This window comes from Arthrobacter ipis (assembly GCF_014694315.1).
In the GTDB taxonomy this organism is placed as follows: Bacteria; Actinomycetota; Actinomycetes; order Actinomycetales; family Micrococcaceae; genus Arthrobacter; species Arthrobacter ipis.
In genome coordinates this window covers 67,384-86,566 of sequence record NZ_JAAOXD010000003.1, presented here as the reverse complement: position 1 = coordinate 86,566, position 19,183 = coordinate 67,384, and the positions used below count along the sequence as shown (strand labels likewise).

The following is a 19,183-nucleotide window of genomic DNA, read 5'->3' as shown; positions in this document are numbered from 1 at the left end:
TACCTCTCCTGATCAGCTTTCACCTGCGGCGAGTTGGCGTGCACCTTCAATGTATCGGGAAGTCATGAGGCGCTGCGCGCGGCGGGCCAGCGCGCCGCCGGCAGCGTAGAACCAGTTGGACGGCCTGCTGAACGCAGTGATGCTGAGGTAGACCCTGCCCTGGGCGTCGATCTCGGCCTCAAACGACTCCTCACCGCGGACCGGGTGGCCGGGCAGGGAGCCGTAGCCGAAGCCGGCCGACTGCGGTCCGCCGCCCGGCACGGGACGGTGCACCCACACCACCTCGCAGGGCGCGCTGAGGCGGAAGGGCCCGACGCCGAAACCGCTCACCACGCGCGCGCCGGGAACAACGACGTCGGACCCGGTCCGGACGCGCAGCCCGGACCGCCGCTGCAGTTCCCAGGCCAGGATCCCCTGGGCCACCCGGTGGTAGGCGTCCGTCCCCTGTCCGAGATAGGTGCGGGACGCCACCCGGCGGTAGCCTGCCGGGGACCCGCCGCGCTCGGTGGCGCCGATCTCCGCGTAGTTGAGGGCACCGCGTGCCAGCCGCCTTTTAGCCATTGCGCACCTGCCCGGCCCAGCCAAGCTGCTCCCGCTGTTTCCGGCTCAGCGAGGCAACCACAAGGTCGTAGGAGTCCTCCACCATGTCCCGGACCATGTCGTCGGGCAGCGCCCCGTCCAGCCGGACGCCGTTCCAGTGCGTCTTGTTCATGTGCCACGCCCCGGTGATCTCGGGATGCACGGCCCGGAGCTGTTCTGCCAGGGCAGGCTCGCACTTGAGGCTCACCGACCAGTCATCAGGGTCCATGGCGGAGGCGGCGAACATCTTGGCCTCCTGCCGCGCCCCACCGGACACCGCCGCCCTGACCTTGAATACCGACGTTTCGGGCCCGAACGGGAAGTCCTCGAAGGCGCCCGGAAACGACAGGCAGATTTTTCTCAGGGCGGCTTGATCCATGCTGCGAGCCTACAAACCCTTTCCGGGCGGTGCTAGTCTGCGAATATGGCAGCTGCCCGGGACACCATACCTGTACTGGATCTCGGCTCCGCCCGCCGGGCCGACGGTTCGTTCAATCCGGAGTTCATTGAGGAGCTCCGCGATGCCACGCACCGCGTCGGTTTCTTCCAGGTCATCGGCTACGGCGGTGCACCCGGCCAGGCCAAGGAGCTGCTGGCAACGATCAGGCGCTTTTTCGACCTGCCCCTCGAGGAACGCATGAAGCTCGACAACCGGCTGTCCCCGCATTTCCGTGGCTACACCCGGATGGGAACGGAGGTCACGCAGGGCAGGGCGGATGCGCGCGAGCAGATCGACTACTCACCCGACCGGGAACCCGTGCACGACTATCCGCCCGAGCAGCCGTATTGGCTCCTGCAGGGCCACAATCTGTGGCCGGATGAGTCCATGCCGGAGCTGAAGCAGGCGGCGATGGCCTGGGCCGAGCTCATGTCCAAGGTGGGGGCCGAGCTCATGCGGGCCATCGCCGTGTCCCTGAAGCAGCCGGAGAACTATTTCGACGAGCCTTTCAGGGATTCCCCTGCCTGGATGGGCAAGCTGGTCCATTACGTCGGCGGCGTAGTGGAAGCGGCCGGAGACCAGGGCGTGGGCTCCCATGCGGACTACGGATTTGTGACCCTCCTGCTCCAGGATGACGTGGGCGGCCTTGAAGTACTGCCTCCGGGTGCGAGCGCGTGGGCACCGGTGGAACCCATCCCCGAAGCGCTGGTAGTGAACCTGGGCGAAATGCTCGAAGTGGCCACCGAGGGTTATCTGGCCGCCACCATCCACCGGGTCAAAGCTCCGCCTCCCGGCGTGGACCGTTACTCCGTCCCGTTTTTCTGGTCGCCCCGCCTTGACGCGGTAATCGATCCGGTGCCCCTCCCGGCGGAACTCAAGGCCCAGGCGCGCGGCATCTCGGACGACCCCACCAACCCGATGCTCGCCTCGTTCGGCCAGAACATGCTCAAAGGCCGGATGCGTGCCCACCCGGACGTGACCGAGCGCCACTACCCCGAGCTAATGAGGCCCTGAACTAGAGCCGGCACGGGCTAAATGCCCACGCGCCAGCCTTCGCGGGCAGGGCATGAATTCACGACGACGTCCAGCCCGGCGGCCTTCGCGCGCTCCACGGCGGCGTCATCGAACACGCCGAGCTGCAGCCACACAGCCTTGGCCCCGACGGCGATGGCCTGATCGATCACGGGTCCTACCTTCTGCGAATTGACGAAACAGTCGACGACGTCGATCGGGTGCTTTTCCGCCGGAATCTCGGAGAGGGAACGGTAGCCCTTCTCCCCGTGCACGTCGTCGCCCGGCAGGTTAACCGGAATGATCTCCATGCCCATGCGGTCGCGGACAAACAGCGAGACATCGTACGCCGAGCGCCACTCATTCCGGGTCAGACCGACGATGGCCCAGGTGCCCTTCGTTCGCATGAGTCGGTCGACAACCGCCGGATCGTTTTCGTGAGCCATGCCTCAACTCTACTCCTGCGGCAATTCGACGGTCTTTTCCGAATATCTGGATGACTGGCAGCGCCTGCGACCGTGATGAACGAATATTACAGCTCAAAAGGTGTCGATTTTGAGAAATGCTGCGACTCGGCTCTAGTAGGTAGTGACCATCCCGAGCGGCCGAGAGACCTGGATCGATGAAGCCGCAGCAACCCCGGTGACGTGAGACGACCATTCCCACGTAACTGTTTTTCCGTTCCGGCGGAGGACCAGGGGTGCTACTGCCAGGACCGATGGAGTGCTGCAATGACCCCAGAGAATACTTCTGCCCTGCCCACCCTTGCCCGGATTCCGTCCAAGGCAACCCCACAAACCACTTCGGACGCGACGGCGAACGAAGCAGGGCTGCGTGACGCGCCCGGCTCCTTCAGCGGCTCTTCGGGATGGTCCTCGACCGAGCCAACGGACGGCGCAGTGCACGGCGTCCCCACCGACGGGCCGGCGCGTCACAGCGGCACCACCCCCATGGTCGACCCGGCCCCTATTGCCGACCCCGGCAACGTGGCCTTCTGGGAGGAACAGGCGCTCCGGCTGGACTGGGCCGAGCGCGCCGACGGCCAGGAACCTGGCTCCCAGGACCCGGGCACCCAGAAACCTTGGCACACGGCGCACAGCTGGCTGCCCGCCGACGTCGAAGCCGGCCGTGGACCCGAGATCAAGTGGTTCGACGGCGGCAGGCTGAACGTGGCGTACAACTGCGTGGACCGCCATGTCACCGCCGGTCGCGGGGACAAGGTGGCGCTTTTCTTCGAGGGCGAACCGGGCGACCGCCGCACCATCACCTACGCCGAGCTGCAGCGTGAAGTGTCCAAGGCCGCCAACGCCCTGCTGGCCCTCGGCATCACCAAGGGCGACCGCGTGGTCATCTACCTCCCCGTGATCCCGGAAACGGTCATCATCACCCTCGCGGTGGCCCGGATCGGCGCCGTTCACTCCCTGGTGTTCGGCGGATTCTCCGCCGAGGCACTCCGCTTCCGCGTCGAGGACACCGGCGCGAAGCTGCTGGTAACCACCGACGGCCAGTTCCGCCGCGGCGTCGCGGTGCCGGTCAAGGACAACGCAGACGCCGCCGTCGCCGGGGACAACGCCATCGAGCGCGTCCTGGTCATCAACCGCACCACAGCCCCCGAAGATCTCGCAACGGTCCCCATGACCGCAGGCCGCGACGTCTGGTGGCACGACGCCGTCGAACCCGCCTCTGACGTGCACGAACCGGAAGCGTTCGACGCCGAGACTCCCCTGTTCATCATGTACACCTCCGGCACCACGGGTAAGCCCAAGGGGCTCGTTCACACCTCGGGCGGCTACCTGACCCAGGCATCGTGGAGCTTCGAGCACCTGTTCAGCAATCCGGACCCTGCGCTCCGGGACCAGGATGTGCACTGGTGCACCGCCGACCTCGCCTGGGTCACCGCGCACACCTACGAGATCTACGGCCCGCTCTCCAACGGCGTCACACAGGTGATCTTCGAGGGCACGCCCAACACCCCGCATCCCGGCAGGCACTTCGAGATCATCGAACGCTACGGCGTCACGCAGTACTACACGGCACCCACCCTGGTCCGCTCGCTCATGGGCTGGTTCCCGGACGGCGTTCCGGACAGCTACGACTTCTCCTCCATCCGCCTGCTTGGCACGGTGGGCGAGGCCGTGAACCCGGAGGCGTGGCGCTGGCTCCGTGACAACCTCGGCGCAGGCACCGCACCCATGGTGGATACGTGGTGGCAGTCCGAAACCGGGGCCACCATCATGTCCCCCGCGCCCACGGACAGCGAGTTCAAGCCCGGCTGCGCCGCCCGGCCGCTCCCGGGCGTCAGCACCCGCGTGGTGGACGAGGCAGGGAACCGCACCGGCCCAGGCGTGCAGGGCTTCATCGTGGTGGACCAGCCGGGCCCGGCGATCGCCCGTACAGTCTGGGGCAACCCGCGCCGCTACTTCGACTCCTACTGGAGCCAGTACGCGGAGCAGGGCTGGTTCCTTGCCGGCGACGGCGCCAAATACGACGACGACGGCGACATCTGGATCCTGGGGCGGGTGGACGACACCCTCAACGTCTCAGGCCACCTGCTCTCCACGATCGAGATCGAGTCCGCCCTCGTCACCCACCCGGACGTGGTGGAAGCGGGCGTCTGTCCGGTCGCGGACCCGAAGACGGGGCACGCCGTCGTCGCGTTTGTGGTTCTGAAGGGCAATCCGATGATCGAGCTTGTCGAGATCCAGGACGAACTTCGCAACCACGTTGCCAGGAAGATCGGCCCGATCGCCAAGCCACGCGACGTCGTCGTTGTCCCTGACGTACCCAAGACCCGCAGCGGCAAGATCATGCGCCGCCTGCTGACCCAGCTTTTCGAGGGAACCGCGCTGGGCGACACCACCTCACTCCAGAATGAACCGGCCATTGCCGGTATCCAGGATGCGCTGCACCGCCGCGCTACCGCCGTCCCCGGAAACCCCAACTCCGGGCAGAAGTAAAGGAACGATCATGAACGACATCAGCAACGTAGCCCGTCTTTCCGAACCGCTGAAGTTCGCCTACTGGGTGCCGAACGTGTCCGGCGGCCTGGTGGTCTCCACCATCGAGCAGCGCACCAGCTGGGACTTCGACTACAACAAGAAGCTGGCCCGCATCGCCGAGGAATCCGGCTTCGAATACGCCCTGACGCAGACCCGCTATGCCGCATCCTACGGCGCCGACAAGCAGCACGAGGCGACGTCCTTCAGCCTCGCCCTGCTCGCCGCCACCGAACGCCTCAAGGTGATTGCCGCCGTCCACCCTGGCATGTGGCACCCCGGCGTGCTGGCCAAGTACATCATCACCGCGGACCACATCTCCAACGGCCGCGCTGCCGTCAACATCGTCTCCGGCTGGCTCAAGAACGAGTTCACCAACTTCGGCCTCGAATGGCTGGAGCACGACGAACGCTACGTCCGCACCGAGGAATTCATCAGGGTGCTGCGCGGACTGTGGACCGAGAAGGACTACAGCCAGGCCGGCAAGTACTACAACATCACCGACTTCACCCTGAACCCCGCCCCCGTGGACGTTCCGGGGCGCGCGCACCCGGAGATCTTCTTCGGTGGAAATTCGACGGCGGCCCAGGCCACCGCGGGCCGCGTCGCCGACTGGTACTTCTCCAACGGCAAGGACCTGGAGGGATTCAAGGAAAACATCGCCGGCGTGGTCGCAGCGTCAGGCGAAACCAAGCGCGGCACCGACGGTGCGCTGGCCGCACCCCGGTTCGGCCTCAACGGCTTCGTCATCGCCCGCGACTCCGAGAAGGAAGCACGCGACACCCTCCGCGAGATCGTGGAGAAGGCACACAAGCCGGCGGTCCAGGGCTTCCGGGACGCCGTCCAGGAAGCCGGAGCGTCCACTAAGGACGGCAAGGGCATGTGGGCCGACTCCTCCTTCGAGGATCTCATTCAGTACAATGACGGCTTCAAGACGCAGCTGATCGGCACCCCGGAGCAGATCGCCGAGCGCATCGTGGAGTACAAGAAGATTGGCGTGAACCTGTTGCTTACCTGCTACCTGCACTTCCAGGAGGAAGTGGCTGCCTTCGGCCAGGACATCCTGCCGATCGTCCGTGAACTCGAGGCGGACCTGGCGCGCAAGAACGGCACGGAACTGGACCTTTCCGGGGTTTCGACAAGCTCAACCAGCGGAGCGGGCTCAACTCCCGGGCTGGTGACTGTCTAATGGCTGACCGCAAATTCGGATTCCGCACCCGCGCCCTGCACGCCGGGGGCACTCCCGACGCCGAACACGGCGCCCGTGCCGTTCCGATTTACCAGACCACGTCCTTCGTGTTCAAGGACACCCAGGATGCCGCCAACCTTTTCGCGCTGCAGAAGTACGGCAACATCTACTCCCGCATCGGCAACCCGACAGTGGCCGCGTTCGAGGAGCGCATCGCCTCGCTGGAGGGCGGCATCGGCGCTGTTGCGACGTCGTCGGGCATGGCCGCGGAGTTCATCACCTTCGCCGCCCTCACCCAGGCCGGCGACCACATCGTGGCGGCGTCCCAGCTCTATGGCGGCACGGTCACCCAGCTCGACGTGACCCTACGCCGTTTCGGCGTGGACACCACGTTCGTCCCCGGCACCGACCCTGCCGACTACGCGGCGGCCGTCCGGGAGAACACCAAGGCGATCTTCGTCGAGGTGGTGGCCAACCCGTCGTCGGAGGTCCAGGACCTGGCGGCCCTGGCAAAGGTGGCGCACGACGCCGGCATCCCCCTCGTCGTCGACGCCACCTTGAGCACGCCGTACCTCGTGCGGCCGATCGAGCACGGCGCGGACATCGTGATCCACTCCGCCACGAAGTTCCTCGGCGGCCACGGCACCACCCTGGGCGGCGTCATCGTGGAGAGCGGCCGGTTCAACTGGGGCAACGGCAAGTTCCCCACCATGACCGAGCCCGTGGCCTCGTACGGCAACGTGTCCTGGTGGGGCAACTTCGGCGAATACGGGTTCCTCACCAAGCTGCGCTGCGAACAGCTGCGCGACATCGGCCCCGCCCTTTCCCCGCAGTCCGCCTTCCAGCTGCTGCAGGGCGTGGAAACCCTCCCCCAGCGCCTGGACGAGCACCAGAAGAACGCCCAGGCCGTGGCAGAGTGGCTTGAGGCCGACGAACGCGTGGCCTACGTGAACTTCTCCGGCCTGCCCTCCCATCCGCACTTCGAGCGGGCACGGAAGTACCTGCCTCTGGGTCCGGGCTCCGTGTTCTCCTTCGGCGTGAAGGGCGGCCGGGCAGCCGGCCAGAAGTTCATCGAGTCCCTGCAGCTGGCCTCGCACCTGGCCAACGTGGGCGACGCCCGCACCCTGGTGATCCACCCCGGGTCCACAACGCACCAGCAGCTCAGCGATGAGCAGCTGGAGTCCGCCGGTGTTCCGGAGGACCTGGTCCGCATCTCGGTTGGCCTGGAGGACCTCGAGGACATCCTCTGGGACCTGGACCAGGCGCTTACCGAAGCGCAGAGCGCGACGGCCGATGACGCCGTCGTCCTCGAAGAACCTGCTGATTCCTGCACGATTGGAGCACGGGCATGAGCACCACTGAGAGAACTTGGGCCGGTCCCTCCGCGCCGGAGCGATTGAATCTGCTGCGTGAGGCGAAGTCGATTGCCATTGTGGGTGCCTCGGACAAGCCGTCCCGGGCGAGCTACTTCGTGGCCACCTATCTGCAGTCCTCGACGCGGTACAAGGTGTATTTCGTGAACCCTGTGGTCAAGGAGATCCTCGGCCAGCCGACTTACGCCTCGCTGGCGGACCTGCCGGAGAGCCCGGACATCGTGGACGTGTTCCGCAAGCACGATGACCTGCCGGGTGTGCTGGACGAGGCCGTGGCCGCAGGCGCCAAGACCCTGTGGCTGCAGCTCGGCTCGTGGCACGAGGGCGTGGCGCAGGATGCCGAGGCCGCGGGACTGAACGTGGTGATGGACCGCTGCGTGAAGATCGAGCACGCACGCTTCCACGGCGGGCTTCACCTGGCCGGCTTCGATACGGGAGTGATCTCCTCGAAGCGGCAGGTCCTGGCCTAGCGACAGGGCCTGGCAACAGGCCCGCAGGACCGAAGGCAGGAAAAATGCCGGGCTGGAATTTGATGGGGGACAACTTCCGGCCCGGCACTCTCACTTTGGTAATCGACCGGGCACCCGAAAGGGTTACGCCGATTCCAAAACTTTTCAAAAACTTTTCTGCGGTTGCTCCGCTTCAGGGCGTGCCGGGGACCGGCTTGGCCGGGACGGTCGGCATGCCGCCCGGCAGCGTGGGCACGGCCGGCAGCGGCTTGGCCGGAAGCTTGGGAGCCGCGCCGCTTCCGGGGACCGTGGGCAGCTGGCTGGGCCGGCCCGGCGTCGGGGCCTGGCCCTTCGCTGCGTCGCGGGCGGAACCGTTTGCCGCGGAGGAGTTCGATGATCCCTTCGCGGGCGCCGGGTCCGTCTGTGCGGGCGCCACGGGTGCCGACGGCGATGCAGCGGTTCCGGTAACCGATGGCTTGGGTGCGGCAACAGTTGGCGCCGGAGCCGCCGGAATGCCGGCGGGCGACGTGGGCACCGGCGTCGGCGCGGTTGTCTCGCTGGTCGGCTGGAAGATTCGGACTACGGTGTGGCCTACGTTGTTGCGGAAGTCCTCGCTGGAGGCTGCGACAGCGCCGGCCCCAAGCCCCATGGCACCGACCACTGCGGCGCCCACCACAAAGCCCATGCGCCGCTGCCGGTTGCGGCGGTGCAGTTCAAGGCTCGCCACGTTGGAGGCGGCGCGCCGCATTGCTGGGCCCTGGGCGGCTACGTCTGACGCTGATGCACCGTGTGCGAGCAGGGCGGCGAGATCGGCGCGCGGTTGGGGTGCGGAGTCCTGGGCGAGTCCGCGCAGTTCTTCGAGGGACCTGCGGAGATCGGCGTCGTCTTCGAGCCCGGAATCCAGGAGGATCGCCTGGATCTCTCCTTCTTCGCGGCCTGCCGGCGTGACACTCATGATGCTGCGTGGTCCTTTTCCTTGACGAGTTCGCGCAGGGCGATGAGCCCGCGGCGCTGGAGCTGTTTGATGGCCCCGGGGGTCTTGTCCATGATGCCGGCCACCTGTTCCACTGAAAGGTCCGCGACGATGCGCAGGACCAGCACTTCCCGCTGGTCGTCGTTGAGCATGGCAAGTGAAGAAGTGATTCCGCCCAGCGAACCGAGCACCTCGTCCTCGGCGGAACTCGACCGGCGCTCATCCAGGAGCGGGTCGAATTCGGTGAGCTGCGGCGTCCTTGCGGACCGCCGGTGATAGTCCACGAGCCGGGCGTGCGCCACGGAGAAGATGAACGTCCGCAGCCCGGAGTGGCCGCCCCTGATATTGCTGAGCCTGGGCAGGACATCCACGAAGACGTCCTGCGTGAGGGCTTCGGCGTCGTCCACACCGCGGGCCCGGAAATAACCCAGGACGGCCGGGGAAATGACGCTGTAGACGGCGCTAAAGCCGGAAGGGTCGCCAGACAGGGCTGCTGACAATTCGTCGTCGGTCAGCTGAGCTGCCAAGGAACGGTCCTTCCCTTTACTGCAGGTGTGCGGCGGCAGTAAGCCTAGCCGCCGCACACCTCACGCCCCTATTCGGGGAACGCCCTGTTTCGCGTGCTGTGGACTACTTGCCGGTGGGCAGGTCGGCAGCAGCATCAGCCTTGACGTCAGCGTCTGCGGCGACGGACGGTGCGGACGGCTTGGCCACGTGGTCCGCAACGTTCGGCACGGCCGGGCTGGCGGGAACGGCCGGGCTGGCGGGAATGGCGGGGGTGGCCGGAACGCCGGCACCACCGGGAACAGCGGGGATTGCCGCGGTAACGTCGGCGCCTGCAGCCTTGTCCCCCGCGGAGACGTTGGCGTTGGCAGCAGCGTTGTCCTTGTCGGCTTCAACTGCGGCGTCGGCTGCGTCCGAAGCTTCGCCGGCAGCCTTGGCCTTGGCGGCCGGGGCGGCCGGAACCGCCGGGGTGGCGGGTGTGGCCGGCACGGCGGGCACTGCCGGAACCTCAGGGGTGGCAGGAACGGACGGCGTGGCGGGCGTAGCGGGGGACACCTCTGCGTGCTGCGAACTGGAAACCTGGGCAGCGTTGGCCAGTCCGATGCTGGAGAAACCTCCAACAGCAACGATGGCGGCTGCGACAGCAATCTTGGTGGTCTTGCTAACACTCTTCATCAGAAAAAAATCCTTTGGTTGATTGAAGGCCGGGCCGGAGGCCGATGGGGGACAACCTCCTGCCCGGCGCTTACATATACGTAATCGAAGCCGCGGGCCGGCAGGTTACGCGATTCCGGAAACTTTTTCCGGAATGGATGTTTTCTGCCCTGAAAGCACGACGGCGGCGGGCCACCGTAAGGTGACCCGCCGCCGTCGGGAACTGCTTATTGAGTTGTTGTTGCCGGACGCTTCCGGCGTCAGTCGTTGATCAGGTCGTTGACCACGATGGTCTGGTCGCGGTCCGGTCCGACGCCGATCGCGGAGAACCGCGTGCCGGACAGCTTCTCGAGGGCCAGCACGTAGTTGCGCGCGTTCTCGGGCAGGTCAGTCAGCGTACGGGCGCCCGTGATGTCCTCGGTCCAGCCTTCGAAGTATTCGAAGATGGGCTTGGCGTGGTGGAATTCCGTCTGGGTCATGGGCATCTCGTCGTGCCGGACTCCGTCGACTTCGTAGGCCACGCACACCGGGATCTGTTGGATGCCGGTGAGGACGTCCAGCTTGGTGACGAAGTAGTCCGTGAAGCCGTTGACGCGGGAGGCGTGGCGGGCCAGGACGGCGTCATACCAGCCGCAGCGGCGCGGGCGTCCGGTGTTGACGCCGAATTCGCCGCCAGTCTTCTGCAGGTACATTCCCATCTCATCAAAGAGCTCCGTGGGGAACGGGCCTGCGCCGACGCGCGTGGTGTACGCCTTGATGATGCCGATGGACCGCGAGATGCGGGTGGGGCCGATGCCCGAACCCACCGAGGCGCCGCCGGCGGTGGGGTTCGAGGAGGTGACGAACGGGTAGGTGCCGTGGTCGACGTCGAGGAATGTGGCCTGGCCGCCCTCCATGAGCACCACCTTGCCCTCGTCCAGGGCGGTGTTCAGCACGAGGGTGCTGTCGATGACCAGGGGGCGCAGCCGGTCGGCGAAGGAGAGGAAGTAGTTGACCACCTCATCCACCTCGATGCTGCGGCGGTTGTAGACCTTGACCAGGAGTTCGTTCTTCTGGCGCAGCGAGCCTTCGACCTTCTGGCGCAGGATGGACTCGTCGAAGACGTCCTGGACGCGGATCCCGAGGCGGGCAACCTTGTCCATGTACGTGGGCCCGATGCCGCGGCCGGTGGTGCCGATGGCGCGGCTGCCGAGGAAGCGTTCGGTGACCTTGTCCAGCACCTGGTGGTACGGGGCCACAAGGTGGGCGTTTGCGGAGACCCGCAGCTTGGAGGTGTCCGCGCCGCGGGCTTCGAGGCCTTCAATCTCCTGGAAAAGTGCCTCGAGGTTGACGACGCAGCCGTTGCCGATAATGGGGACGGCGTTGGGGCTGAGGATGCCGGCCGGAAGGAGCTTGAGCTCATACTTCTCACCGCCTACGACCACTGTGTGCCCGGCGTTGTTGCCGCCGTTCGGCTTCACTACGTAGTCGACGCGGCCGCCAAGCAGGTCGGTGGCCTTACCTTTTCCTTCGTCGCCCCACTGGGCTCCGACGATCACGATTGCTGGCATGGGATCCTCCCCCATTCGTTCGGGCCTGGCCCGGCTGGATCACCGAGGTGCTTCAACCGGAGGTCGGCGCCGTTCATGAGAATGCCCCGAATTCGCCGCCCGAACCCGCGGCGCTGACCGGGGAAGGGACGCAAGAGTTCCGGGGCTCTTACCACCCAAGTTTAGCGGATGAGGGGCAAAAGTATGGCTTTTGGTGTTTCGCCCGTGCAGCAGATTCCTGCGACACATTCCACGTGCGATTTGCCTCCCCCTCTCTCGGCGGACTTGAGTGAGAGTGAACCATCCCGAGCGGCCGATGGAAAGGAAAACCCTGCCTTGTCACTGAACACCGACCACATCCGTGTCACCCACGCCGGATCCCTGCCCCGCACCCCGGAGCTCATCGCCGCGAACGCCGCCAAGGAAGCGGACGGGATCACACCGGAGTTCCTGGACCTCCTGGAAACCTCGGTGGTGGACATCGTCCAGCGCCAAAAGGATCTGGGCATCGACATCCCCAACGACGGCGAATACGGGCACGCGATGTCCAGCAGCGTTGACTACGGCGCCTGGTGGAACTACTCATTCGCGCGACTCGGCGGCCTTGAGCCCACCGGCGTGGACCGCTGGGCGGATGCCGGGGTGCACCGCTCCACGCCGGGCAACATCGTCCTGACCTCCTTCCCGGACCGCCGGGACCGGCAGAAGTTCAATGACGCCTACAACGACCCCGCCTCCGGGATCCTCACCCACCGCAAGAGCGTCGCGCAGCCCAGGATCGCCGGGCCGCTGACCTACACCGGGCAGGACCTCGTGACCTCGGACGTCACCAACCTCAAAACCGCCATGCAGGCAGCCGGCCTCACCGAGGGTTTCGTCGCGTCGCTTTCGCCCGGCTCCTGCGCACGGGTTGCCAACGACTACTACAAGACCGAAGAGGAACTGGTCTACGCCTGCGCCGACGCCATGCGGGAGGAATACAAGGCAATCATCGATGCCGGGCTGACCGTGCAGCTCGATGACCCGTCGCTGGCGGAGAGCTGGGACCAGATCAACCCGGAACCCAGCCTCGAGGACTACCTCGACTTCATCCAACTCCGCGTCGAGGCCACCAACTGGGCCCTCCGCGACCTGCCCGCGGAGCAGGTCCGGCTGCACGTCTGCTGGGGTTCCTGGCACGGCCCCCACACCACTGACATTCCGTTTGCCGACATCATCAGCTCCGTCCTGCAGATCAATGCAGGCGGCTACTCGTTCGAGGCCGCCAACGTCCGGCACGAGCACGAATGGCGCGTATGGGAAGACACGAAGCTTCCCGAGGGGAAGGTCATCATTCCCGGTGTTGTCTCGCACGCCACCAACGTCGTGGAGCATCCGGAACTGGTGGCAGACCGGATCGAACGCTTCGCCAGGCTCGTGGGACGCGAGAGCGTGATCGCCTCCACCGACTGCGGCCTGGGCGGCCGGGTCCACCCGCAGATCGCCGTCGCAAAGCTTGAGGCTCTGGGAGAAGGCGCACGCCTCGCCACCAAGCGGCTCTGGAAGTGATTTAGCCCTCATTTGCTGCCCTGCAGGCCCTTTCCCCCGCGTGTCGGCGACGGCGGCGCGCGGGGCGGGACCCTGCGGTTGGAACGCCTTGCTAAACTGGGTAGGACCGGTCAGGTACCGGTCCACACCTCATTTCTCACCACGCCGCACTCGGCATGCCAGCGGCGTGCCGGACTGCGGCGCGGCGGCGCGATCCACCTGCAGGAGACACAGCACCATATGACCGCTCTGGCTACCGAATCCTTCCATGAACAGCTTCTAGGGCGCCGTTACGAGCCCAACGTTGCCGCTGTCAATGAGCTCTGCGATATGTTGCAGAGCGCCAAGCCGGGCACCCAGGTGCCGTACGTCGACCCCGCGCACGACGTCGACGAATGCCGCATCATCAGCCTCTTCTCCAACATCGGCACGGCATCGCCCACCGGCTTCATCATGCCGGGCGACGACGACGCTGCCACCCGCATGCTGGGCCTCCAGTGGAAGCTGGGCTTGCGGCCGGAATACATCATGCCGTGGAACGTCCACCCGTGGCACACGCCGGATGAGCCGAACGGCAAGTTCACCCCCGACCAGATTCAGGCCGGCCTCAAGCCGCTGCTGAAATTCCTGGCACTGGTCCCCCGCGCCTCGGTCATCGTGGCCCACGGCACCGAGGCCAACCGCCTCGCCGGCCTGCTGCTCAAGACCGAGGTTCCGCTGCTCTGGCGCCGGGGGCTCAAGACCTACAAGGTCCGTTCGCTGAGTGGCCGCTCCTTCGCCGGAAGCCCCGAGCGGCAGAAGCAGTACCTCGACGAGATGCACGTTGCCTACGCCGACGCGATGGCCCGCACCGGCCTGGCGAAGGCCAGCTAGTCCCCACTCTTAAACACCAACGCGGGGTCACTTCGCGCCCAATCCATGGTCTGGAATGGGCCGTAAGTGACCCCGCGTTGCTGTTAATTGTCGTATCAGGCCGCGCCCTCGATGGCAGCCTTGGCCGCGGGGTCCGAGTCGTTGAGGAACTTCTCGATGCGCTGGGGCTCCTCTGCCTCGTTGATGGCGGCGGAGGCGCGGCCCAGCGAGTAAAGCGCCCGCAGGAAGCCGCGGTTGGGCTCGTGCTCCCACGGGATGGGCCCCACACCCCGCCAGCCGTTGCGGCGGAGCGAATCCAGGCCACGGTGATAGCCGACCCGGGCATAGGCATAGGAGTCGATGGTGCGGCCTTCCGACCACGCCTCCTCGGCCAGGACGGCCCACAACAGCGACGACGTGGGGTGCTTTTCCACGAGGTCCAGTGCCTCAGCACCGAGCGCGAGGTGCTGGTAGACCTCAGTCTCGGCAGGCAGGAGGGTGGGCTCAGGACCCATCAGGTTCCTGCGGAACTCGTCGGACACGACTAGAAGGTCTTTCCGGCCGAGCCGAGCTGCTTGGTGGCTTCGACCACGCGGGCTGCCAGGCCGGCTTCAGCCGAGGCGCCCCAGACGCGGGGGTCGTAGGTCTTCTTGTTGCCGACCTCGCCGTCAACCTTCAGTACGCCGTCGTAGTTGCGGAACATGTGGTCCGCCACCGGACGCGTGTAGGCGTACTGGGTGTCGGTGTCGATGTTCATCTTGATGGTGCCGAAGGAAACAGCGTCCGCGATTTCCTGGTCCGAGGAGCCGGAGCCGCCATGGAAGACGAGGTCGAACGGGTTTTCCTTGCCGATCTTCGCACCGACCTGGGCCTGGATGTCCTTCAGGATCTCCGGGCGCAGCTTCACGCCGCCGGGCTTGTACACGCCGTGCACGTTGCCGAAGGTCAGCGCGGTGATGTAGCGGCCGTTCTCGCCGGCGCCGAGGGCATCAATGGTGGCCAGGGCGTCTTCCACCGTGGTGTAGAGCTTCTCGTTGATCTCGTGCTCGACGCCGTCTTCCTCGCCGCCGACGGTGCCGATCTCGACCTCGAGGATCATCTTGGCAGCAGCGGTGCGCTCCAGCAATTCGCGGGCGATGCGCAGGTTTTCCTGCAGCGTCTCGGCCGAGCCATCCCACATGTGCGAGTTGAACAGGGGGTTGCGGCCGGCCTTGACCTCGGCCTCGGACGCTGCCAGCAGCGGCAGGACAAAGCCGTCCAGCTTGTCCTTGGGGCAGTGGTCCGTGTGCAGCGCGATGTTCACACCGTAGTTCTTGGCCACTTCGCGGGCGAACGCGGCGAAGCCCAGCGAACCGGCAACCATGTCCTTGGTGGAGGCGCCGGACCAGTACGCGGCACCGCCGGTGGAAACCTGGATGATGCCGTCAGACTCAGCATCGGCGAAGCCGCGCAGCGCAGCGTTCAGCGTCTGCGAGGACGTGACGTTAACGGCGGGAAATGCGAAGCCGCCCGCCTTTGCGCGGTCGATCATCTCGGAGTAGATCTCTGGGGTTGCAATGGGCATGCTGACTCCTAAAGTGAATTTCGTCTGCGGGTTTTGTTGACCCTGGAGTGAACCTCGTCGGCTAGGAACCATCCTAGCCATTTCTTTGCACGGGCCGTGGTTTGGGTCACCCGGCCGGGTAACACTTGCCCCAGGCGCCGGCGACGCCACTGACATGGCACCCTGGCAGAAAACTAGACGTGCTGGCCGAACACGTGCCGGCGCACCCAGGCGTGCATGGCGATCGCCGCGGCCGAGCCTGCGTTGATGGACCGGGTGGACCCGAACTGCTCGATCGACAGCGTAGCCTCCGCCGCCTCATGCACCGCGGGCGTCAGTCCGGGCCCTTCCTGCCCGAAGACCAGCACGCACTTCTGCGGCAGTTCATAGGTCTCCAGCGGCACGGAATCAGGGAAGATGTCGATCCCGATGATGGCCAGCCCCTCCCCCTGCGCCCACACCACAAAGTCCTCCACGGTGGGGTGGTGGCGGACGTGCTGGTAGCGGTCGGTGACCATCGCCCCGCGGCGGTTCCACCGCCGTCGTCCGATGATGTGGACCTCCTTGGCGAGGAACGCGTTGGCGGTGCGCACCACGGTGCCGATGTTGAGGTCGTGCTGCCAGTTTTCGATGGCGATGTGGAAGTCGTGCCGTTTGGCGTCCAGGTCCGCGACGATCGCCTCGTGCTTCCAGTACCGGTACTTGTCCACGACGTTGCGCCGGTCGCCATCCGTTAGGAGGTCCGGATCCCAGTGGCCGCCTTCCGGCCATTCACCTTCCCAGGGCCCGACGCCGACCTCCGGCTTTGGCTCCGGCGTCCCGTTGTGTTCTGGCTGGGATGGTTCTGGCTGGGGTTCGGGTGTCCCGGGCGTTTGCGTCACCCCTCAACACTAGACTGGGCTCCGAACGCAAACATCTCGGTGGAGGAAAGACATGGCAGAAGCGGACAAGGTAAAGACATCGGCGGCCGTGTACCGCAGCGGCCAGGACATTGAGTGCTGGCTCACTGACATGGACGGCGTCCTGGTGCATGAGAACCAGGCGGTTCCCGGGGCCGCGGAACTGATCCAGCGCTGGGTGGACACCTCAAAGCGCTTCCTGGTCCTGACCAACAATTCCATTTTCACACCGCGCGACCTCGCCGCCCGGCTGCGGGCCTCCGGCCTGGAAATCCCGGAGGAGAACATCTGGACGTCGGCCCTGGCCACGGCCCAGTTCCTGAAGGACCAGGTGCAGGGCTCGGATTCCGGCAACCGCGCGTACACCATCGGCGAGGCAGGACTGACGACGGCGCTCCACGAGGCCGGCTTCATCCTCACCGACCAGAACCCCGACTTTGTGGTGCTCGGAGAAACCCGCACATACTCCTTCGAGGCAATCACCATGGCGATCCGGCTGATCCTCGCCGGGGCGCGTTTCATCGCCACCAACCCCGACGCCACCGGCCCCTCGAAGGACGGTCCGATGCCCGCCACGGGCGCCATCGCCGCACTGATCACCAAGGCGACCGGACGGGAACCGTACATTGTGGGCAAGCCGAACCCCATGATGTTCCGCTCCGCGATGAACCAGATTGATGCCCACTCGGAGACCACCGCGATGATCGGCGACCGCATGGACACCGACATCATCGCGGGCATGGAGGCCGGGCTGCACACTGTCCTGGTGCTCAGCGGCATCACGCAGCGCGACGAAATCGCCTCCTACCCGTTCCGTCCCAACCAGGTGCTGAACTCCGTGGCGGACCTCAAGAACCAGATCTAGAACGGTGTCATCTTTCCGCCGCCACCGGGCAGCGGGAAGATCTCGTTCTCCAGGTCCTCGAGGATAGGCCGGTACACGAACGGGTTCCAGCCCGGGCTCGCGTGTGCCGGCAGCGCGCCCGTGGTCTGCCGGTCGGCCGAGACCATGTTGGCGGCGAACGTGTGCGCCCAGGAATCACGGGCCGTCCGGTAGTTGACGGTCTGGTCCCGGGGATTGCCGATGTAGGCCATGCGGGTGTCGCCGATCTGGCCCGCAAAGCGCGTGGCATCGAAGTGGTAGATGTAAGCGGATTCCGTCTGGACCAGCACGCTGGAGGGTGCGATCGGGGACAGCTGCTCCAGCGTCTGGTCGAGGATCTGCCGCCACGAGCGCTCGTCCTTGTGGACCACCCGCTCCCCCAGCTCGTAGCCCCCGCGCAGCACGGAGGGGATCCGGAACCCGCTTTCGTAGAGGAACACCACGCCGTCGAACCAGCTCTGGTCCAGGACGTCGAACTTGCTGTAGGGGCTGCAGTCGAGCACGATCAGTTCAACCTTGACGCCGTGCAGCTCCAGCAGCCGGGCTGCCACCTGCGTCGCCACCATCCCGCCGAAGCTGTGGCCGTAGAAGTAGAGCGTGGTGAGGTTGTGTGCCCGGACGTGCTCAATCACCGCGATGACCAGCTGGTCGATGTCCAGCCCGAGGTTCGAATACCCGGCCGCCGCGAGCTGGCCGCGCAGCCGGAGGCTCCCGCGGAGCGAGTTGAGGATCCACTGGGCCTCTTCCCAGCTTGTCTTGTATCCGGGGAACAGTATCCAGCTGGCATTCGGAAAGTAACTCTGCGCGAAGTCGTCCTCGACCACGAGGATCTTATGGACCTGCCGCTCCTCCTGCACGCGCTTCGTGAACAGCATGTCTGCGGCGAGGACAGTGGAGGCGCCGGCTCCAGTTAGGAAGGTCCGGCGGGAGAACCGTTTAAGGTTCGCGGCGCGCCGGAGAAGCCGGGCTGCGTCTGCGCCCGGCGCCTTTGGCCGGCCCGTCTGGCCGGCGGCCCCTTCATATGGCACTGAACTACCCTAGGCACAGTCCGGGCGGCTAGCACAAGCGGGCTGGGCCTACGGCCCAAAGGCTTAGGGCCCAAAACCCGAGCGAACGACGGCGGGAGGTTCCGCCGTCGTCCGCTCAAGTCGGTCCGCTCCAGGCGTCCGCGCCGGCTGCCAGAGCAGCTCAGGCGAAAATCAGTTCAGGCCGAGCTCGTCCTTGCTGAAGGCGTACAGGTACGGCACGCCCGCTTCGGCTTCGATCTTTTCCTTGGCGCCCGTGTCGCGGTCGACGATGACGGCGACAGCGACGACGTTGCCGCCGGCGTTGCGGACGCCCTCGACGGCGGTCAGTGCCGAACCGCCCGTGGTGGAGGTGTCCTCAAGCACCAGGACCTTGCGGCCATCGACGGACGGACCCTCCACCTGGCGGCCCATACCGTAGGACTTCTGCGCTTTGCGGACCACGAAGGCGTCGACCGCCCGGCCGGCGTCGGTGGCGGCGTGCATGACGGCGGTGCCCACCGGGTCTGCCCCCATAGTGAGGCCGCCGGCGCACTCAAAGCCGATGCCGGCGTCGTCGATCAGGGACAGCATGACCTGGCCAACGAGCTTGGAGGCCTCGTGGTGCAGGGTGATGCGGCGCAGGTCGATGTAGTAGTCGGCCTCGGCACCGCTGGACAGAATGACCTTGCCGCGGACAACCGCGAGTTCCTTGATCAGTTCCAGAAGTCGGGCACGGGCAGCGGTGTTGGAAAGCGAGTCCGGGGTGGAAGTCATGG

The 19,183-nt window shown here is 66.1% G+C and carries 20 protein-coding genes; 8 read left to right on the top strand and 12 right to left on the bottom strand.

The window, feature by feature from the left end; translation table 11 throughout:
• Nucleotides 1-12: 12 nt before the first annotated feature.
• A complete protein-coding gene (locus tag G9E11_RS07465) occupies nucleotides 13-561 on the bottom strand; it encodes a DUF1990 family protein (RefSeq protein ID WP_190604411.1) in 549 nt (182 codons plus the stop codon).
• Entirely contained in the window at nucleotides 554-958 is a 405-nt protein-coding gene (locus G9E11_RS07460) for an MmcQ/YjbR family DNA-binding protein (RefSeq protein ID WP_190604409.1), read from the bottom strand. Before G9E11_RS07460 ends, G9E11_RS07465 begins: the two co-directional genes overlap by 8 nt.
• A gap of 45 nt (nucleotides 959-1,003) precedes the next feature.
• Between G9E11_RS07460 and G9E11_RS07455 the strand changes: the two genes are divergently transcribed.
• A complete protein-coding gene (locus G9E11_RS07455; protein ID WP_190604407.1) occupies nucleotides 1,004-2,032 on the top strand; it encodes an isopenicillin N synthase family dioxygenase in 1,029 nt (342 codons plus the stop codon).
• Between the two features lie 17 nt (nucleotides 2,033-2,049).
• Here G9E11_RS07455 and G9E11_RS07450 read toward each other — a convergent pair whose 3' ends face one another.
• Complete coding sequence (locus G9E11_RS07450) at nucleotides 2,050-2,475, bottom strand: CoA-binding protein (RefSeq protein ID WP_190604405.1); 426 nt, start codon at nucleotides 2,473-2,475, stop codon at nucleotides 2,050-2,052.
• A 504-nt stretch (nucleotides 2,476-2,979) separates the two neighbouring features.
• Here G9E11_RS07450 and acs point away from each other — a divergent pair.
• From acs to G9E11_RS07430, 4 genes are read left to right on the top strand one after another with little or no spacing between them, the layout of a single operon-like run.
• Entirely contained in the window at nucleotides 2,980-4,986 is a 2,007-nt protein-coding gene (gene acs / locus G9E11_RS07445) for an acetate--CoA ligase (RefSeq protein WP_190605859.1), read from the top strand.
• A 10-nt stretch (nucleotides 4,987-4,996) separates the two neighbouring features.
• Nucleotides 4,997-6,214, top strand: coding sequence for a dimethylsulfone monooxygenase SfnG (sfnG, locus tag G9E11_RS07440; protein WP_190604403.1), 1,218 nt, complete (start codon nucleotides 4,997-4,999; stop codon nucleotides 6,212-6,214).
• A complete protein-coding gene (locus G9E11_RS07435; RefSeq protein ID WP_190604402.1) occupies nucleotides 6,214-7,566 on the top strand; it encodes an O-acetylhomoserine aminocarboxypropyltransferase/cysteine synthase family protein in 1,353 nt (450 codons plus the stop codon). Before sfnG ends, G9E11_RS07435 begins: the two co-directional genes overlap by 1 nt.
• Nucleotides 7,563-8,057, top strand: a complete 495-nt coding sequence (locus G9E11_RS07430; RefSeq protein WP_190604400.1) for a CoA-binding protein — start codon at nucleotides 7,563-7,565, stop codon at nucleotides 8,055-8,057. Before G9E11_RS07435 ends, G9E11_RS07430 begins: the two co-directional genes overlap by 4 nt.
• Before the next feature lie 172 nt (nucleotides 8,058-8,229).
• Here the strand turns inward: G9E11_RS07430 and G9E11_RS07425 are convergent, their stop codons facing one another.
• The 4 genes from G9E11_RS07425 to G9E11_RS07410 all read right to left on the bottom strand — a co-directional run bounded on the left by G9E11_RS07425 (nucleotide 8,230) and on the right by G9E11_RS07410 (nucleotide 11,717).
• The gene (locus G9E11_RS07425; RefSeq protein WP_190604398.1) at nucleotides 8,230-8,991 is read right to left on the bottom strand and encodes a hypothetical protein; all 762 of its coding nucleotides are present in this window, start codon (nucleotides 8,989-8,991) and stop codon (nucleotides 8,230-8,232) included.
• A complete protein-coding gene (locus G9E11_RS07420; protein ID WP_190604396.1) occupies nucleotides 8,988-9,536 on the bottom strand; it encodes an RNA polymerase sigma factor in 549 nt (182 codons plus the stop codon). Before G9E11_RS07420 ends, G9E11_RS07425 begins: the two co-directional genes overlap by 4 nt.
• Before the next feature lie 103 nt (nucleotides 9,537-9,639).
• Nucleotides 9,640-10,188, bottom strand: coding sequence for a hypothetical protein (locus G9E11_RS07415; RefSeq protein ID WP_190604394.1), 549 nt, complete (start codon nucleotides 10,186-10,188; stop codon nucleotides 9,640-9,642).
• Between the two features lie 239 nt (nucleotides 10,189-10,427).
• A complete protein-coding gene (locus tag G9E11_RS07410; protein ID WP_190604393.1) occupies nucleotides 10,428-11,717 on the bottom strand; it encodes an adenylosuccinate synthase in 1,290 nt (429 codons plus the stop codon).
• 315 nt (nucleotides 11,718-12,032) lie between these two features.
• Here G9E11_RS07410 and G9E11_RS07405 point away from each other — a divergent pair, with 315 nt between their 5' ends.
• Nucleotides 12,033-13,244: a cobalamin-independent methionine synthase II family protein gene (locus G9E11_RS07405; RefSeq protein WP_190604391.1), complete on the top strand. Its 1,212-nt coding sequence runs from the start codon at nucleotides 12,033-12,035 to the stop codon at nucleotides 13,242-13,244.
• A 219-nt stretch (nucleotides 13,245-13,463) separates the two neighbouring features.
• Nucleotides 13,464-14,096 (top strand): uracil-DNA glycosylase family protein, encoded by a 633-nt coding sequence (locus tag G9E11_RS07400; protein WP_190604388.1) that lies wholly within the window; start codon nucleotides 13,464-13,466, stop codon nucleotides 14,094-14,096.
• 95 nt (nucleotides 14,097-14,191) lie between these two features.
• On the opposite strand, the gene G9E11_RS07395 is transcribed toward G9E11_RS07400, so the two are convergent.
• The 3 genes from G9E11_RS07395 to G9E11_RS07385 all read right to left on the bottom strand — a co-directional run bounded on the left by G9E11_RS07395 (nucleotide 14,192) and on the right by G9E11_RS07385 (nucleotide 16,499).
• Nucleotides 14,192-14,617 carry a DUF3151 domain-containing protein gene (locus G9E11_RS07395; protein ID WP_190604385.1) on the bottom strand — a complete coding sequence of 142 codons (426 nt, stop codon included), beginning with the start codon at nucleotides 14,615-14,617 and terminating at the stop codon, nucleotides 14,192-14,194.
• A gap of 2 nt (nucleotides 14,618-14,619) precedes the next feature.
• A complete protein-coding gene (gene fbaA / locus G9E11_RS07390) occupies nucleotides 14,620-15,639 on the bottom strand; it encodes a class II fructose-bisphosphate aldolase (RefSeq protein ID WP_190604383.1) in 1,020 nt (339 codons plus the stop codon).
• Nucleotides 15,640-15,812: 173 nt separating this feature from the next.
• Nucleotides 15,813-16,499 carry a TrmH family RNA methyltransferase gene (locus G9E11_RS07385; protein ID WP_190604381.1) on the bottom strand — a complete coding sequence of 229 codons (687 nt, stop codon included), beginning with the start codon at nucleotides 16,497-16,499 and terminating at the stop codon, nucleotides 15,813-15,815.
• Nucleotides 16,500-16,551: 52 nt separating this feature from the next.
• On the opposite strand from G9E11_RS07385, the gene G9E11_RS07380 reads away from it, so the two are divergent.
• Nucleotides 16,552-17,382: an HAD-IIA family hydrolase gene (locus tag G9E11_RS07380; RefSeq protein ID WP_190604379.1), complete on the top strand. Its 831-nt coding sequence runs from the start codon at nucleotides 16,552-16,554 to the stop codon at nucleotides 17,380-17,382.
• On the opposite strand, the gene G9E11_RS07375 is transcribed toward G9E11_RS07380, so the two are convergent.
• Nucleotides 17,379-18,428, bottom strand: a complete 1,050-nt coding sequence (locus tag G9E11_RS07375; RefSeq protein WP_190604377.1) for a thioesterase domain-containing protein — start codon at nucleotides 18,426-18,428, stop codon at nucleotides 17,379-17,381. The genes G9E11_RS07380 and G9E11_RS07375 overlap by 4 nt on opposite strands.
• Nucleotides 18,429-18,599: 171 nt before the next feature.
• On the bottom strand, nucleotides 18,600-19,181 hold the full coding sequence (gene pyrE, locus G9E11_RS07370) for an orotate phosphoribosyltransferase (protein WP_190604375.1): 582 nt from the start codon (nucleotides 19,179-19,181) through the stop codon (nucleotides 18,600-18,602).
• Nucleotides 19,182-19,183: the final 2 nt, after the last annotated feature.

Bases quoted from the DNA above. Each gene is read 5' to 3' on its own strand.
- G9E11_RS07380 (WP_190604379.1), top strand. From the start codon at position 16,552: ATGGCAGAAGCGGACAAGGTAAAGACATCGGCGGCCGTGTACCGCAGC.
- G9E11_RS07400 (WP_190604388.1), top strand. From the start codon at position 13,464: ATGACCGCTCTGGCTACCGAATCCTTCCATGAACAGCTTCTAGGGCGC.
- acs (WP_190605859.1), top strand. From the start codon at position 2,980: ATGGTCGACCCGGCCCCTATTGCCGACCCCGGCAACGTGGCCTTCTGG.
- G9E11_RS07435 (WP_190604402.1), top strand. From the start codon at position 6,214: ATGGCTGACCGCAAATTCGGATTCCGCACCCGCGCCCTGCACGCCGGG.
- G9E11_RS07415 (WP_190604394.1), bottom strand. From the start codon at position 10,188: ATGAAGAGTGTTAGCAAGACCACCAAGATTGCTGTCGCAGCCGCCATC.
- fbaA (WP_190604383.1), bottom strand. From the start codon at position 15,639: ATGCCCATTGCAACCCCAGAGATCTACTCCGAGATGATCGACCGCGCA.
- G9E11_RS07410 (WP_190604393.1), bottom strand. From the start codon at position 11,717: ATGCCAGCAATCGTGATCGTCGGAGCCCAGTGGGGCGACGAAGGAAAA.
- pyrE (WP_190604375.1), bottom strand. From the start codon at position 19,181: ATGACTTCCACCCCGGACTCGCTTTCCAACACCGCTGCCCGTGCCCGA.
- G9E11_RS07465 (WP_190604411.1), bottom strand. From the start codon at position 561: ATGGCTAAAAGGCGGCTGGCACGCGGTGCCCTCAACTACGCGGAGATC.
- G9E11_RS07460 (WP_190604409.1), bottom strand. From the start codon at position 958: ATGGATCAAGCCGCCCTGAGAAAAATCTGCCTGTCGTTTCCGGGCGCC.
- G9E11_RS07450 (WP_190604405.1), bottom strand. From the start codon at position 2,475: ATGGCTCACGAAAACGATCCGGCGGTTGTCGACCGACTCATGCGAACG.
- G9E11_RS07425 (WP_190604398.1), bottom strand. From the start codon at position 8,991: ATGAGTGTCACGCCGGCAGGCCGCGAAGAAGGAGAGATCCAGGCGATC.
- sfnG (WP_190604403.1), top strand. From the start codon at position 4,997: ATGAACGACATCAGCAACGTAGCCCGTCTTTCCGAACCGCTGAAGTTC.
- G9E11_RS07430 (WP_190604400.1), top strand. From the start codon at position 7,563: ATGAGCACCACTGAGAGAACTTGGGCCGGTCCCTCCGCGCCGGAGCGA.
- G9E11_RS07455 (WP_190604407.1), top strand. From the start codon at position 1,004: ATGGCAGCTGCCCGGGACACCATACCTGTACTGGATCTCGGCTCCGCC.